Annotated in this window: 14 protein-coding genes; 8 read left to right on the forward strand and 6 right to left on the reverse strand. The window is 48.6% G+C overall.

Annotated features, from left to right (window positions below):
* Positions 1-80: 80 nt before the first annotated feature.
* From K0H59_RS02540 to K0H59_RS02565, 6 genes are all read left to right on the forward strand, one after another.
* Positions 81-5,027, forward strand: coding sequence for a S8 family serine peptidase (locus K0H59_RS02540; protein WP_220054568.1), 4,947 nt, complete (start codon positions 81-83; stop codon positions 5,025-5,027).
* Positions 5,028-5,176: 149 nt separating this feature from the next.
* Positions 5,177-5,803, forward strand: a complete 627-nt coding sequence (locus K0H59_RS02545; RefSeq protein WP_220054569.1) for a flavin reductase family protein — start codon at positions 5,177-5,179, stop codon at positions 5,801-5,803.
* A gap of 582 nt (positions 5,804-6,385) precedes the next feature.
* A complete protein-coding gene (locus K0H59_RS02550; protein ID WP_220054570.1) occupies positions 6,386-7,111 on the forward strand; it encodes a TIGR02391 family protein in 726 nt (241 codons plus the stop codon).
* Positions 7,112-7,195: 84 nt separating this feature from the next.
* Positions 7,196-7,570: a hypothetical protein gene (locus tag K0H59_RS02555; RefSeq protein WP_220054571.1), complete on the forward strand. Its 375-nt coding sequence runs from the start codon at positions 7,196-7,198 to the stop codon at positions 7,568-7,570.
* 227 nt (positions 7,571-7,797) lie between these two features.
* On the forward strand, positions 7,798-8,223 hold the full coding sequence (locus tag K0H59_RS02560) for a hypothetical protein (RefSeq protein WP_220054572.1): 426 nt from the start codon (positions 7,798-7,800) through the stop codon (positions 8,221-8,223).
* Positions 8,224-8,339: 116 nt separating this feature from the next.
* Complete coding sequence (locus K0H59_RS02565) at positions 8,340-8,732, forward strand: SMI1/KNR4 family protein (protein WP_220054573.1); 393 nt, start codon at positions 8,340-8,342, stop codon at positions 8,730-8,732.
* A gap of 302 nt (positions 8,733-9,034) precedes the next feature.
* Here K0H59_RS02565 and fre read toward each other — a convergent pair whose 3' ends face one another.
* Both fre and ubiD read right to left on the reverse strand, forming a co-directional pair.
* Positions 9,035-9,733, reverse strand: coding sequence for an NAD(P)H-flavin reductase (gene fre / locus K0H59_RS02570; protein WP_220054574.1), 699 nt, complete (start codon positions 9,731-9,733; stop codon positions 9,035-9,037).
* A gap of 110 nt (positions 9,734-9,843) precedes the next feature.
* Complete coding sequence (ubiD, locus tag K0H59_RS02575) at positions 9,844-11,325, reverse strand: 4-hydroxy-3-polyprenylbenzoate decarboxylase (protein WP_011627318.1); 1,482 nt, start codon at positions 11,323-11,325, stop codon at positions 9,844-9,846.
* Positions 11,326-11,483: 158 nt separating this feature from the next.
* Between ubiD and K0H59_RS02580 the strand changes: the two genes are divergently transcribed.
* Both K0H59_RS02580 and K0H59_RS02585 read left to right on the forward strand, forming a co-directional pair.
* Entirely contained in the window at positions 11,484-12,254 is a 771-nt protein-coding gene (locus K0H59_RS02580; RefSeq protein ID WP_220054575.1) for a hypothetical protein, read from the forward strand.
* Positions 12,255-12,345: 91 nt separating this feature from the next.
* Positions 12,346-13,557 (forward strand): MFS transporter, encoded by a 1,212-nt coding sequence (locus tag K0H59_RS02585; protein WP_258405885.1) that lies wholly within the window; start codon positions 12,346-12,348, stop codon positions 13,555-13,557.
* 86 nt (positions 13,558-13,643) lie between these two features.
* Here K0H59_RS02585 and K0H59_RS02590 read toward each other — a convergent pair whose 3' ends face one another.
* From K0H59_RS02590 to arfB, 4 genes are all read right to left on the reverse strand, one after another.
* Positions 13,644-14,321 (reverse strand): SDR family NAD(P)-dependent oxidoreductase, encoded by a 678-nt coding sequence (locus K0H59_RS02590; RefSeq protein WP_220054576.1) that lies wholly within the window; start codon positions 14,319-14,321, stop codon positions 13,644-13,646.
* Positions 14,322-14,348: 27 nt separating this feature from the next.
* Positions 14,349-14,804 carry an acetyl-CoA carboxylase biotin carboxyl carrier protein gene (gene accB, locus K0H59_RS02595; protein ID WP_220054577.1) on the reverse strand — a complete coding sequence of 152 codons (456 nt, stop codon included), beginning with the start codon at positions 14,802-14,804 and terminating at the stop codon, positions 14,349-14,351.
* Between the two features lie 34 nt (positions 14,805-14,838).
* The gene (gene aroQ / locus K0H59_RS02600; protein ID WP_220054578.1) at positions 14,839-15,273 is read right to left on the reverse strand and encodes a type II 3-dehydroquinate dehydratase; all 435 of its coding nucleotides are present in this window, start codon (positions 15,271-15,273) and stop codon (positions 14,839-14,841) included.
* 101 nt (positions 15,274-15,374) lie between these two features.
* Positions 15,375-15,788 carry an alternative ribosome rescue aminoacyl-tRNA hydrolase ArfB gene (gene arfB / locus K0H59_RS02605; protein WP_220054579.1) on the reverse strand — a complete coding sequence of 138 codons (414 nt, stop codon included), beginning with the start codon at positions 15,786-15,788 and terminating at the stop codon, positions 15,375-15,377.
* Between the last annotated feature and the right edge of the window lie 97 nt (positions 15,789-15,885).

Here is a 15,885-nt window from a genome sequence, read left to right on the forward strand (position 1 = left end):
TTTTTTGCTGGGATTTTGTTATATCTAGTGGTGCACGCCAGTGCATAAAAATATAACTATATAATTCTGAAGGAAATGCTATGAACAATCAGCAGTTCAAACGTACCGCTATCGCGAGCCTGACTGCGCTCTATGTGAGTGGTGCTTGTACGTTTGCATTGGCCGACCCAGGGATGGAGAAGGTCGCAGGTAGCAGTTTTTATACTCCTACTTTCACCGCCGAAGATGTACTAAGAGTCACTAATGAGCGCAAGGCTGAGCTCAGTGGTGATATTTATATCGGTACTCCTGGACAAGTCAACCGTGTTAAGAAGGCCCGTACTCCCGAAGAGATTTTTCAACCCGAAGCTAATTCGCAGGGGATACAAACTTATATCGTTCAGTTAGAGGCTGAGCCTTTAGCAACCTATGAAGGCGACATCCCTGGCTTTGCAGCCACTAAGGCACCAGTTAACCGTTCCGTGATTGCTAAGGGTCGCGTCAGCGTGAACACGGCGACGGCACAGTCCTACAAGAGTTACTTGTTAGGCAAGCAAGACAAGTTTGTCTCGCATGTGCGTCAAGCGGGCGTGAACCTGAAAATCAACAAACAATTCACTATCGCCAGCAACGCCTTAGTCGTTGAGATGACGCAGGAAGATGCGATTCGTATGTCGCACCAATCTGGCGTGAAGCGTATTTCCCCTAACCGTATTTTTGAACTGCGCACCGACCGTGGCCCAGAGTTCATTGGTGCCGACCAAATGTGGCAAGGTACCGCGACGCAAGGCGGTTTGCCGGTGAAGGGTGAAGGCATGGTAGTCGGTATTATCGATACGGGCATCAACACCGACCATGTCGCCTTTGCCGACGATGAAGAATATGCACGCTTAAACCCATACAAAGGTCAGGCGATTGGCGATTGTGGCGCTTTTCCTGAACTGTGTAACAACAAGTTAGTGGGTCTGCATTCTTACCCTGAAATCACCGATGTGTATGCGGCGCCTGAATTCCAAACTTCAAGTGGTGCGACAAAACGTATTCGTCCTGCGAACGCGGAAGACTATGCGGGCCATGGTTCCCACACGGCCAGTACCGTTGCGGGTAACACCCTAAAAGATACGCCTCTGCAAGGTTTTACTGGCGATAAGGTCAGCGATGGTGTGGATGTACCTTTTACCTTCCCACAAACCAGTGGCGTCGCCCCGCGTGCACATATCATTGCTTACCAAGTTTGTTGGCCGGGTAGCAGTGGCGACCCTTATGCGGGTTGCCCTGAGTCGGCCATTTTATCGGCATTTGAAGATGCGATTGCCGACGGTGTGGATGCGATTAACTTCTCTATCGGTGGCGCTGAAAACATGCCTTGGGGTGACCCAATGGAGCTGGCCTTCCTATCAGCCCGTGAAGCGGGGATTTCCGTTGCCGCTGCTGCGGGTAACAGCGGTGCTTACTGGACAGCTGACCACTCATCACCTTGGGTAACTACAGTCGGCGCAACCACCCATGACCGTAAACTCAAGGCAGGTATTAAGAGCATTACCGCTTTTGAAGGTACGGGTAAACCGACTACGGCGATTCAAGGCACCAGCTTCTCTGGCGCGATTACCGGTGAAGTGGTGCTGGCGGAGAAATATGCCGATCCAAACACCAAAGACAGCTATACCGCGGCAAGCTGTAACGTGCCTTTCCCTGCGGGCACCTTTACATCGGATCAAATCGTTGTCTGTGAACGTGGTGATATTGCCCGTATCGAAAAAGCGAAAAACGTGGCAGCGGGCGGCGCCGGTGGCGTGATCCTGCAAAATATGAGTTCTTCGGTGGATAACCTCGAAGCGGATATGTACGTGATCCCGGGTATCCAAGTGAAGTATGCCGATCGCCTTAAGATCCGTAACTGGGTACTGAAAAACCCGGGTACAGCACGGGCGACTATTACCGACTTTACCAACGATTACAGCTTTGATGCTGCGGCGGGTAATAACCTAGCGACCTTTAGCTCACTAGGCCCAAGCCGGACTAATAACACCTTAGTGCCTGATTTAACGGCGCCAGGTGTGGATATCTACGCGGCGAACGCCGACGATCAGCCTTTCACCAATAATCCAACGGCGTCCGACTGGACCTTTATGAGCGGTACCTCAATGGCCGCGCCGCACGTTACTGGTGCGATGACGCTGTTGACTCAGTTACACCCTGACTGGACGCCTGCCGAAATCCAATCGGCACTCATGCTGACTGCAGGTCCCGTGGTATTGAATACTGGTTATGAGCTGGTTGAACCTTACTACAACTTTATGGCGGGTGCGGGCGCAATCAATGTGGCGCGTGCCGCGGATACTGGCTTGGTGATGGATGAAACCATCGACAACTACCGTAATGCCGATCCGACCAATGGCGGTGTGGTGAACTGGTTGAACTTGCCTTCTATGGTGGAAATGGAATGCGAGAAAACCTGTAGCTGGATGCGTACCGTTAAGGCGACCCGTGATGGCACTTGGACAGTTGAAGGTGTCGGCAAGGAAGAAGGTTTTGAGGTATCTGTATCGCCAGCGTCCTTCAGCCTGAAGGCGGGTGAATCGCAAAGCATTATTATCACTGCGAAAACGCCAAGTCTTATCGAACATAAGGTGGAGCCAGCAGATCCTTCGGCGCCTTGGAGCGAAGTACTCAATAAAAATGCTTTCTTCAATGGCCAAGTGTTGCTAAAAGAAATCAATGGCAGCTCACCAGATGTACACATGCCAGTGGTGGTGGCGAGCGTGGCCGATCAGTTACCTGTTGCGCACCGTTTTGAAATCACTCGCGATCAAGGTACAGAGTCTTTGGTAGTGAACACTGACTCCTACAGCCAACTGACCCCACGTTTCTATGGCCCGGTGAAGCCAGAGATCAGCTCAAACAAATTAACCGCAGTGAGCGCGATCTTAAGCAAAGCGAACATAGACAAGGGTTGGGATATTCGCCCTGTGGTGGTGCCTGAAGGTACTAAACGTTTCGTGGTGGAAGTTCAAAAGGCAGAGCTTGTCTCGACGCTGGAAAACCTAAACCCACGCTATACCCAGTTGCACCCCTTTATCATGGTGGGTCTGGATAAGAACGGCAGCAATACCTTCGTACCAGAGGGCGATAACCCAACGAGTTCTGCGATTCGCGCGGAATATATCGATGAGTTAATGTGTATATCAACTAGCCAGTCTGAACATAACTACTGCAGCTTTGAGAGTCCAACCCCAGGTACTTACTGGGTGGCAACCGCTATGGCCTATGGCGCGGGTCAAGGTGATGTCGCTGTTGAAACTGGTTATGCCCTAGTGATGGAAAACGATGACAAGGGCTACTTGAACATGTCCGGCCCGGCATCCCACGACGGTAATGGTAACTATGAGATTGGCCTTAACTGGAACATTCCAGAAACTAAAGCTGGCGATGTTTACTACGGTGGTTTCGACCTTGGTAATATGCCAGGTGCCGAAGGTACATTAGGCTTTACCGCGCTGGATATTCGTCGTGCCGACGATGCGGTAACTTGGTCCGTGAGCCAAGACAAAGCCCGTAGCATGGATGTCATCGATGTTAAGCTCAACATTGCGCCTAACCTAGAGACACAGGATCGTAACTACAAGTTCGAGATGAAGTTACCGGAAGGTATGCGTCTCGCAGCGGGAACGATCAAAACCAATAACGATGATGTGACTAAAGCGATCGTTGCCGATGAGCACAACCTAACCCTGAGTGGTTTACAGTTGTCGACACGTAACGTTGGACGTGAGTACAAGGTCAGCACCAGCTTAACCGATAAGATGTGTCATACACCGTTGATCGATGAATATTCGAAAGGCGGTTATATCGACCTGTGGGGCGAGTTCCGCATCCAGCCTAACGCAGACTGGTTTGTCGGTGACTTCAACAACGCATTCGATGTGCCTATCAATTGGCTGTTCTACAAGCAAAACGCCAAGTTTGAAGTCTACAACCAACCTAACGCGGGCTACATGCGTATGCATACCGTGGGGGCGTTGCAGTTCAACACAGGTTATTGGTACATGTCACAACACCGTGGCCCAGGGTTCTTGAACGAAGCCTTGGCACCATTCTGGCGTGGCACTTTCACCAGCAAGTATCGTCGTGATCCTTCTGAGCCATGGGGTTTAACCATTGCGACTCAGTATGCTGAAGACCGTCCAGATCTGGGCGATCTACTGTTCCTCGAGTTCGACAATGTCACCGACAGTAAAACGGGTGAAGAGTTTGACTTTGAAACCATTCTACGCAGCGGTATCGACGATCGTCCGGGCCAATACGAGATCATGTACGCCTATAGCAACTTAGGTGCAAATGTGGCAAAAGGCGCGGTATTTGTGGAAGGGTTTGACTCTCCATGGTCAAAAACAGTCGGTCCAAAAAATGGCAACCTCTACGAAGTCTTAGGTTTCGATAACTTGGACGAAAAACTGCAAAACGATCTGGTGGTCTGTTATGACTATGTGGGTCCTGAGCAGAGCCGTATGGAAGTCAGCTTTAAAGTGGCTGTTCAACCAGAAGCAACAGGAAAAACCTTGGATCTTGAACTGAACTACGATCTTGAAGGTGCAACGCCAACCACGTTGGTCCACAGCATTGCTGTGAATGGCAATATCAAGTTAGCGCCAATCGCTAACCAAGTCGTGGCCGAAAACACCCGTCTCGAAGGACTGAGAGTATCCTATGTGGATGCGAACAAGGTTCCGAACACGGTTGAAGTCACGGGTGAGCACATTAGTGCCGAGATCAAGGGTAGTCAGTTTACCCTGATCCCAGAAGCGAACTTCCACGGTGACACCTTAGTCACAGTGACTGTGCGTGATAACGAAATCAGCTCTGATACCGCCAGCACTAGCTTTATGCTGACGGTAGAGTCTGATGGCGTTGAACCTACGCCAGTCACCCCTGTGACTCCTGAGACCCCAGAGCCAGAATCTAGCTCAGGCGGTGCCTTAGGATGGAGTTTACTCAGCTTGCTTTCTATGGCATTTATTCGCCGCGCTAAAAAAGCCACTCGTGCTTAATTAGCTTAATTATCCAGTCAAAAAGAGGGACGCATGTCCCTCTTTTTATTGGGTTAATATCTTCCTGTTATTCGAACTGTTCAAGGGTTAAGATGAATGACATGCGTGAATGCTAAGCTTTATTAGGCACAAATCGATAAGGGAAGAAGATGACTACAGAACGCTATTTTTACGAGCCGAGCAAGGGACATGGACTATCGCACGACCCCTTAAATGCGATTGTCGCCCCCAGACCTATAGGCTGGATCTCCTCGCGCAGTACCCAGGGGCAACGCAATCTCGCGCCCTATAGTTTTTTCAATTGCTTCAACTACAAACCACCGATCATTGGCTTTGCCAGCACGGGTTGGAAGGACAGTGTCGCCAATATCGTCGACACCGGTGAATTTGTCTGGAACCTCACCACCCGCAGCCTTGCAGAGAAAATGAATCAAACTTCCGCCATGTTACCCCACGGGGAGGACGAGTTTGCCTTTGCCGGACTCACCCCCAAGGCGGGCACTATCGTCCAGGCCGAGCTGGTGGCCGAAAGCCCAGTAAACTTTGAATGTAAGCTTTCTCAATGCATTCAATTAACTGCCGCCAATGGTGACAAGATTGATACTTGGCTCGTCTTAGGTGAAGTCGTTGCCGTGCATATCGCTAAGCATTTACTCAATAGTGAAGGTGTGTATCAAACCGCCCTCGCCGAACCCGTGCTGCGCGCCGGCGGCCCATCCGCCTACTATGGGATCTCGGAAGATCTGCGTTTCGATCTATATAGACCACAAGTGTAGGTGGTGGTACTCAAACTTCGTTTGAGTTTTTACTGTTCATCGTGGGTTTGGTTGTAATTTCTAGTTTTAAATCAAAGTCAAAGTCGTGGGGCTTCACCCCACACCCGACCAAGGAGGACTGCTCGTCCTATCCTCCTTGGATGCTCCATGACGCCCCTAGCGAAGTTACATGTATTGGTTAGTGGCTTCGTGCTTATTCGAAAATCGCTAACGCTTCCGATGGGGCGTCCCCTGTTTTGTTAAACAGAGAGTCCGAAAGCTAGCGAAGCATCCATACCTCGCTCACGCGCAATCCTTTAAATAAAGTGTCTTCAACGCCCTTCAGCAACTTCGCTGGGGAAGTGAATAGCTGTCAGTTCGATTTTTATATCTAGTCTTAATATTCAATTAGTAATAAACAATACGAAAATAAAACAATCAAAAAATCATGCACATGCTCACTTTCTACCCATAATGATTTTTGCTATTGTGTAAAAATCTTTAAATCAGTGGGTTGTGAATAATTTTGCCAAATAGTTGGCAGTCAGATTATGCGCATGCACGCGATACAAATGTTATGCAAAATTAGGGTGGATTTGGGTAATGAATTACAGATTGGTCGCAGTGGAGGTCGGAGACTTGCTCAAATACGATACGTCTGTCAATCAGATAAATCGAATTGGGCAGGCTCTATTTCGGTTTCCGCGGGAGAGCTTTCCGAATGATTCGATTACTTCTGTAAGAGCTCAAACGATTCATGATTGGATACTTTCGCTTGCGAAACAGCAAATGGATAATAACAAGAGAAATGATCTTCTTGTGATGTTTTGCAGGCAAATATGTCCTGAGCAGTTATCTCGTCAAATTGAAAATATTTTTGATAGAACAGGCATAAACTCGGTTGCTGTAAACAAAGAGGCATTAGTTGAATTCATGGGGCGCACCTTTCATCCTGAGATAATTAAACACTGCAAGACACTTTTCCTACAGTCACATTATTTTCATACTGTGTTTGAGGCATGCAAAGTATACAATAAAATGGTTCAGTCAAAATCCTTTTCCCAAAAGGATGGGCAAGCATTAATGCTTGAAGTATGGGGCGCAGAAAATGGCGTTCTTAAAATTACTCCTTGTCAAACCGATACAGATAAAAATACTCAAAATGGAATAAAGTTTCTATCAGCTGGTTTGATGCAGGCAATTCGAAACCCTACAGCCCATGAGCCTGCGATGGACTGGCCTGTTAACAAGCAAGATTGTTTAGACTTACTCGGTTTTTTGTCCTATTTGTTTCGTCAGCTTGATAAAGCTGTGTACTTCAAAGCTTAACAAGTTGTTTAATCTAACCTCGCTACGCGAGGCTTACCTAATTCCAGTATTATGCCGTGAGAGTTAATCTGAAAATGGAGTTGTATGAAATCATCGTTAAGAAAAAGTGGTACAGGTTTTGAATTTCAATATGAGCTAGGTTGTGAGGATGTCAATGGAATTCTAACTAGTGCAGAATTGATAGATGGAAACCTTGTGATATCAACGGAATTAAAACCTATAAATAGTAATCAACGTGATGATATGAATATGCTGCTTCGTCATATCGAATCTGTAGTAGATATAGTTGTACGCGAAGTGCAAGTTAAGAATAATTTACTCAACTATTGCCATGGCAACAAAGGAAAGTTTAACAAAAAGCAGTTACAAGTTAAGTTTTCAAGTACTGTTATCCATACCTTTAACGTTGAGTTTCGCTCGGTAGAGAGTGATGGTGTAGGTTTTCACATAGTGTCATGACAAAGCATTTAGAGTGATTCATTACGCTTAGTATTTTAGTTCAAGGTTTTAGACTGTAATGATTTAGGACAGATAGTGGAAGAAATGAAGTAGACACAAAAATTAAAGAATAATTGAATAGTCAATACTTTTAGAGATGCTTTTTAAATTTTGTTTTACACAGTGATTTATAATTATTTTTATGTGCCAAGTTGTTTTTAATAAAAGTTGAGGAAAAGGAGTAGTAAATGAATTCTATACCTTTCAGTGATGCGGTAAATGGTCATAAGAAAACGTTAGATATTTGCAATTTATTTTGCAAAGGATTTGCAAATTGGCTTGTTAAGCATGAAATCGGAAATGCTAATTTATCTTATTTTGTTTTCTATGGACAAAAAGTAGAGGTTTCACTCTCCCCTATTTATATGGATAGGCTGCTCGGTAAATTGGACCTATACTTATTAGTTTCATCGGAAATAGCTGAGCAAATGAAAAGAGTGTATTTAATTTCTATATATATGTCACATGAGCAATGTTATGGATTACTAAATCATGAATCTAATGATGACAAAATTTTTTATATAAAAAGTACTAATAAAACTGAAATGGAAAACTATATTTATAAACCTATAATTAAAAAGTTTTTTCAGTATTACAATGTTGAAACTTTCTAGAGTGTAAAATGGTCATTCTATTTTATATAGAAAGTGGTTCTTGACGGATTAAACTCCTACGACTTTGATTTTGCTTTCATTAAAGCTAAAACCTTTAAATAGCTAAGGAAATACTGGTGCCTTTTGATTTATCGGAAGAACAGTTAGCGCTAACGGAACAAGAGTTGGGGGCGACACTGCCTCGTGAGTACCGTGAAGCAATGAAATTGGATAATGGTGGCGAAGCCGTTACAGCAGAAGATGATTGGGAGTTTTATCCGATTAAAGATACTTCCGATAGGAAACGAATTTCCCGCACTTGCAATCATATCCTTTATGAAACTGAGTCGTGCAAAGGGTTCCACCATTTCCCCGATAATGCCGTCGCGATTGCGGGCAATGGGTTAGGCGACCAAATGGTTTTTATCAAAGAATCAGACCGGATTTTGGACACTGTGTATTTGTGGCTGCATGAAACTGGTGAGCTCCAACAATTAGCCGCTTCATTTAATGGAATTGAAAAGTTGTAAGCTGAGTCAGTCGCATCATCTTTTTTCCTTAGTGAAAACCTTTAGATATCTGATTTAACTGAAGAGTTTAAGATTTCGTTGGGCTTGAGAGATTAAGCATTGGCATGAAAGTGACCGTTGGCGGCATGGATGCCGCCGTCGCGCATACATGGATGTACTCGCTGCGTGTCACTGGAATGACAGTGCTTAATCCTTACACTTAATCAAATCGCCCTTAAAAACAAAACCCCAGTGAAAACTGGGGTTTATTGTTTTGAATCTAGGTTGGCAAAGGTTAATCAGTCAAGTTACAAATCAACGCGTTATTTGATAAACGCGAAGGCATCGCCATAGAGATGGGCTTCATCGACACCCATTTCGCGGAAGATTTCGCGGGCGGCGCCGACCATATCGAAACGACCTGCGATATAGATGTCATAGCCATTGAGGCTAATAAAATCTTGCTTGATTTGCGCGAGCAGGTTAGCGGTTTTACCTTGCCAGTTAGCTGGGGCTTCTTCCACCACGGGCACAAAGTGTAACCAAGGGTGGGCGTCGTGCCATTGGCGGGCGATGCTTTCGTAGTACATCGCATCTTGGGTGCGGCAACCCCAGTAGAGAGTGGTTTCGACCTGTTGGTCTAGGGCGATTTGTTGCTCGACAATACTCTTGATGTACGAGAAGCCTGTGCCACCGGCGATCAATAAACGTGGGCGCTGGCTGTCGTGGCGTAAATGGGCTTCGCCGCCGGGTGCTTCGATGTCGATATGCGTGCTATTACGCAATCTTTCAACCACTTGCATTGGATAGCTTTCGCTGACGGCCGCGCCAATATGAAGCTCAATCACTTCGGCATTAGGGGCGGACGCGATAGAGAAGGGACGTTTATCTTTTTCACCCATCACAACACACAGGTATTGTCCCGCTTGAAACTCAAAGGGGGTGTCGGGCTTTAACCACACCTGATACACGGCGTCGTTAAAGGGGGTTACTTTCTCTATCTTACAACGTATGGTTTTCATCAAACTTCCTTTGCACCTTTCATCATTTGTTGTCGTTAGGTGTCACATTAAGGCCGTTGGCGGCCTATTCTCTTGGCTTAAGTGGGTACGAGAGTCGTGCTTAAGCTGAATTATAGGGTTGGGCTGTCGTCTATGCCTAACTCATCCCAGATTGAGTCGATCTTTTGCTTAACCTTAGGATCCATCACAATCGGCGTGCCCCATTCGCGGTTGGTTTCACCTTCCCACTTATTGGTGGCATCGAGGCCCATTTTGGAGCCGAGGCCCGCCACGGGGGAGGCAAAGTCGAGGTAATCGATAGGTGTGTTATCGATCATCACGGTATCGCGCTTAGGATCCATACGGGTGGTAATGGCCCAAATCACATCGTTCCAGTCGCGGCAATTCACATCGTCGTCGACCACCACAATAAACTTGGTATACATAAACTGGCGCAGGAAGGACCAAGCGCCCATCATTACCCGTTTCGCATGGCCAGGATATTGTTTACGAATCGAAATCACCGCCATCCGATAGGAGCAACCTTCGGGCGGCAGGTAAAAATCAATAATTTCAGGATATTGCTTACGCAAAATCGGCACAAACACTTCGTTGAGTGCCACACCTAACATGGCGGGTTCATCCGGTGGACGGCCTGTGTAGGTACTGTGGTAAATCGGATCCTTACGGTGGGTAATATGGGTCACGGTAAAGACGGGGAATTTATCCGTCTCGTTGTAGTAACCCGTGTGGTCGCCGTAGGGGCCTTCTTCGGCCATTTCGTCGGGGTCGATATAGCCTTCGAGGATGATCTCGCTGCTGGCGGGTACTTCTAAATCACAGCTTAAGGCCTTGCAGACTTCGGTGCGCTCGCCGCGCAGTAATCCTGCGAAGGCATATTCGCTCATGGCATCGGGCACTGGGGTGACTGCGCCTAAAATGGTTACAGGATCAGAGCCTAAGGCAACCACCACAGGGTAACGCTCACCGGGGAATTGCTCTTTAAAATCAGCAAAATCAAGCGCGCCACCACGGTGAGACAGCCAGCGCATAATGAGTTTATTCTTGCCGAGCAACTGCTGACGATAGATCCCAAGGTTTTGGCGACTCTTACGCGGCCCTTTGGTGATAGTTAAGCCCCAAGTGACCAGCGGCGCGACATCGCCCGGCCAGCAATGCTGGATCGGCAGCTGAGTTAAATCGACCTCATCGCCAGTTTTTACCACTTGCTGACAGGCGGGATTACGCACCGTCTTAGGCGGCATATTCAAGGCTTGCTTGAACATGGGGATTTTTGAAATCGCGTCTTTAAAGCCGCGTGGTGGCTCGGGTTCTTTTAAAAACGCCAGCAGCTCACCCACATCGCGCAGCGCGAGAGGGTCTTCTTTGCCCAGCGCCATGGCGACACGTTTTGGGGTACCAAAGAGGTTGGCCAGCACTGGCATTGAATGATTGGTTGGATTTTCGAATAGGAGTGCAGGGCCTTTAGCGCGTAGAACGCGATCGGCGATCTCTGTCATTTCTAAATGAGGATCAACGGGATAGCTAATGCGTTTGAGTTCGCCATTGGCTTCCAGATGATCGATAAAGCTGCGTAAATCCTTAAAACTCATGTGGAAATAGCCTCTGCAGTGGAAATCCGTGTGGCGCGCACTATAGCATTTTTCTGTTTTAGGGTTAACCTATTCAGTGATCTTCCAGCTTTGGAAGCGTAAAATGCTTGTCCTAGGTCGATGTTTATTTGACCAGTGCCCGGTATTTCGAGGTTTATATGACACTCTCTCCATGCCTTGTTAAAGATAAATATCTTCAACTTCAATCAGTTTGCTTACCTAAGCCGGCTGAGCCTTGGCATAAAACAGGCTTCGTCTTGTCTTTACTGGGTGCCTTATTGATTTGCACCTTAGCCATGCCGAATCTGGCGGCGGCGCGCGATCGCGGCAATGATCGCCATAGCGAGAGTCATGGTCGCCACGACAATCACTACAGTAATCACCATAAACATGGGGATAGCCACCGCCACTATCGCCCCTATTACCGCCCTTATTATCCTTGGGGATTGGGCTTAGGCATTGGCTTAGCGACGGGTTGGGGAACGGGTTGGAATCTTGGCTATGGTTGGAATGATAATGGCTGGAACGATTGGGGCTGGAATAGCGCGCGCTATTGGAACTCCCCCTATTCGGGCATAGGCTTGTCGATTCCTATGGCCTATGATGATACGCCAGTGGCGGTTTCGCCCCCAGTGCGAGTCACCACCAGTATGCAATATTCGCCCAGCGAAGGTCGTATGGTGTCGAATATGCCAACCAATAGCGCGACTGTGATATCACAGACTGGAGCATCAACGGCGAGCGCATCAACAGCTTCGGCGGAGCAAATGGCGAATGTTCCCCGTGCTCGGGCGGCGCGCAGTGTGTCGAGTCTGCCGAGCAATGCCAGAATAGTGCAACAGGATGGCCGTACCTTATATGAGTGGCAAGGTACGCTTTACGCCTTCGATTGGAATAGCCACACCTATCAAGAACAGTTAGTGAAGTAATGTTGTTTTAGGCCTTATCGACGGGAGCCCCGAGTGGGCTCCTATTTTTTTCTTAGCCAGTTGTCGTTTTATAGAATCGCGGAGAAATCGTTTGCAAGCAGTTCAACCCCAGACTCAGGCTCAAAGCAGCACGCTTTGGGTGTTACTCGCCTTGGCATTAGGCACCTTTGCCCTAGGCACCACAGAATTTGCCGCCATGACCTTAGTGCCTTATATCGCTAGCGATTTAAGTGTCGATGTCGCCCATGTGAGTTATGCCATCAGCGCCTATGCCCTTGGGGTGGTGGTAGGCTCGCCCATTATTATGGTGCTGGGGGTGAGGATTAAGCGGCGCACGCTGTTAATCGCCTTGGCCGCCATGATGGCGGTTGCCAATGGCTTAAGCGCCTTGGCACCCAGCTTGAATTGGTTAGTGTTTTTCCGCTTTTTAAGTGGCTTGCCCCATGGAGCTTACTTTGGGGTAGCTATGTTACTGGCGGCGTCCTTAGTGCCCCCCGAGATGAAGGCTCGAGCGGTTTCCCGGGTGATTATCGGCTTAACCTTAGCCACTATCGTTGGCGTGCCCTTCGCGACTTGGATGGGGCAAACCGTCGGTTGGCGCTCAGGTATTGGCATAGTGGCGATTATTGCCGCCGTTACCGCTGTGATGCTGTATTTTCTCGCGCCGAATGTCGCCGTACCGCAAAATGCCAGCCCGAAAAAAGAGCTGCAAACCCTGAAGAACCGCGAAGTTTGGCTCACGCTCGGCATTGCTGCTATCGGTTTTGGCGGGATTTTCTGTGTGTATACTTATCTGGCCGAGACGCTGATCCAAGTCACCCAGGTCGAACCCTTTAAAATTCCAGTAATGATGGCAGTCTTTGGGATTGGCGCCACCTTAGGCACTTTAGTCTGTGGCTGGGCGGCGGATAAGTCGGCACTGGCGGCGGCATTTTGGTCGTTGGTATTAAGCACCTTAGTGTTGGCGCTGTATCCGAGTTTGACGGGATCTTATTGGGCGTTGATGCCGATTGTTTTCTTTGTGGGCTCGGGGATAGGTCTGGCTACCACAGTGCAGGCGCGATTAATGGATGTGGCCCCCGATGGGCAGGCCATGACCGGCGCTTTAGTACAATGTGCCTTTAACCTAGCCAATGCGATTGGCCCCTGGGTGGGCAGCTTAGTGATCTTATCAGGCCAAGGCATCGCCGCGACCGGCTATGCCGCAGCGCTGTTGTCCCTCGGCGGTTTAGTTATGTGGTGGTTAACCCATAGGGAGAGCCGCCGAAGCAGTGCACTGTGCACCGCTAACTGCATCGACTAAGGGATTGATTCAAAAAAATGGGCGGCCAAGGTAATTTGATGCCTTGGCCGCCCATGTGTTTATCGTTAACTCGTCGTCTTAATCCGTTAACCCCGTTGAATGGTGATATCGGCGATATAACCATGTTCGGTGGCAAGCAACGCTTGTTTTAGCATGCCTGCGGCTTCATCGGCGGACATAAAGCTTGAGGTGTCTAGACTCTTACCACTGCTTGGCCAAAAGCCGGTATCCATACCGCCGGGATAAACCGCAATCAACTTCATCGGACTCTGCTTGAGCTCCAAACGTACCGATTCGATAAAGCCCCGCACCGCCCATTTGGCGGCGCAGTAGGTTGACTCTCCCGCTTTGGCGGCAAGGGCTGCGGTGGACATCACGATCACTACCTTAACTGCTTGCTGTTTATAGCGTTTCACTAATTCACGTACCAGCAGAATGGTTGAAGTGACATTGTTATTCAGCAGCGCTTGGATCTCACTCGTGCCTTGGGTTTCCAGCGCGCCGAAGTAACCACTGCCAGCACAGTGGATAACCGTGTTGGGGGAATCGGTAAGGCCATCGAATAGGGCTTCGACACTCGCCTCGTCCGCTAAATCGGCACTGATGGCGCTGATGCTTTGGGTCGAAAATGGGCTGAGGGCATTGGCCACGGTATGCAGGCGATTGGCATCGCGCCCCGTCAGCGTGAGTGCTTGGTTATCCTTGGCATATAGGGCGGCTAAAGCCGCGCCTAAGCCACTGCTTGCGCCAGTAATCAGTATCATCTTTACCTCTAAATTCTATTTCGAAGTCTAAGTTTCGATCAGAGTGAACAGCGGCTGGTCGAAGGCGACATCGTCCCCGTCTTTCACCCAAATGGCGCCGACTATGCCGTCACGCTCGGCCTCGATGGGATTTTGCATTCGCATGGCTTCGATAATGCAAAGCGTGTCGCCGCGCGCCACCCTTTGGCCCACACGCACCAGCGGCGCCTCGGTTTGGCCTTGCGATGCATGGAAGGTACCGACCATGGGCGATAATTGCACAAAACCTTCAATCACGGGCAAGGCGTCACGGGCTTTGGCAGGCTTTGGCATGAGTGCTGAAGAGGGCGCAGGATTGTGCGCGCCCTCAGGTGTGCTTGAGGTATGCTGGCTGTAGCGGGTGATGCGAATGGATTCTTCCCCTTCGGTAATCGCGAGTTCCACAATCCCAGATTCCTGCACTAATTCAATCAGTTTTTTGATCTTTCGAAGGTCAACCGCCATGGCTTGTGGCTCCCAGTACTCACGCTAATCGCGTTTATGCCTTCAATCTCTTAATCGCCGCCGCGAGGGCAAACTCATAGCCTTGGGCGCCGAAACCACAAATCACTCCAATGGCCTTATCGGACAAATAGGAGTGGTGGCGGAAGGGCTCGCGGGCATGGACATTGGATAAATGCACTTCAAAGAAGGGGATGTCCACCCCAAGCAGTGCGTCACGCAGGGCCACACTGGTGTGGGTAAAGGCGGCGGGGTTGATAATGATCATCTGCGCATCGGTGGCATGGATAGCGTTGATCAGCTCAAATTCGGCATTCGATTGAATATGCTCAAGTTGTACGCCCGCCGTCTGCGCTTGTTCAGTTAACAGGGCAACAATATCGGCTAAGGTTTGATGACCGTAAACACTGGGCTCACGGCGGCCAAGGAGGTTTAAATTGGGGCCATTGATGAGCAGAACTTTATGATTCATTACACTTTCCTTTTACGACATGCCTTAACGGGTTGAATGCCATTAACTTAACCTGTTCGGGCGGATTTTGCATTATGAATGTCACCGCGTTGTCGGTGGGGTTAATCAAACTTAATTTGTCGCATGGCCTTAGTGGCGCCGCGTTGTTTTTTCGCATCTAAGCGTTTGGTTTGGCTGCTTTTGGTCGCGCGGGTTGGAATACGTTTTTTGGGCACTTCGGCCACGCTGGCAACCAGGGCGATAAATTGCTCCAAGGCGGTTTGCCGATTCGCCTCTTGGCTGCAGCTTGCCTGACATTTGATAATGATTTTGCCGCTGGCGGTAATGCGATGATCGGCTTTTTGTAGCAGGCGCTGCTGATAAAACTCGGGTAATGACGAGTTTCTGATATCAAAAATCAATTGGGCGGCGGTGGAGACTTTATTGACATTCTGCCCGCCAGCGCCGCTTGAGCGGATAAATTGCCACTCGATTTCATTTTCCGGAAGTTCCACACGGTTTGAGATTTTTATCATGGCAGACTTAGGGTTTTGTCCAATTGCTTTGAGAAGCGAGCAATAACTGCTTATGGCTTTTCAATAGATTTGTTATCATCGGCGCATTCTTGCTGGG

Origin of the sequence: Shewanella sp. FJAT-51649 (genome assembly GCF_019457435.1) — a bacterium.
GTDB lineage: Bacteria > Pseudomonadota > Gammaproteobacteria > Enterobacterales > Shewanellaceae > Shewanella > Shewanella mangrovisoli.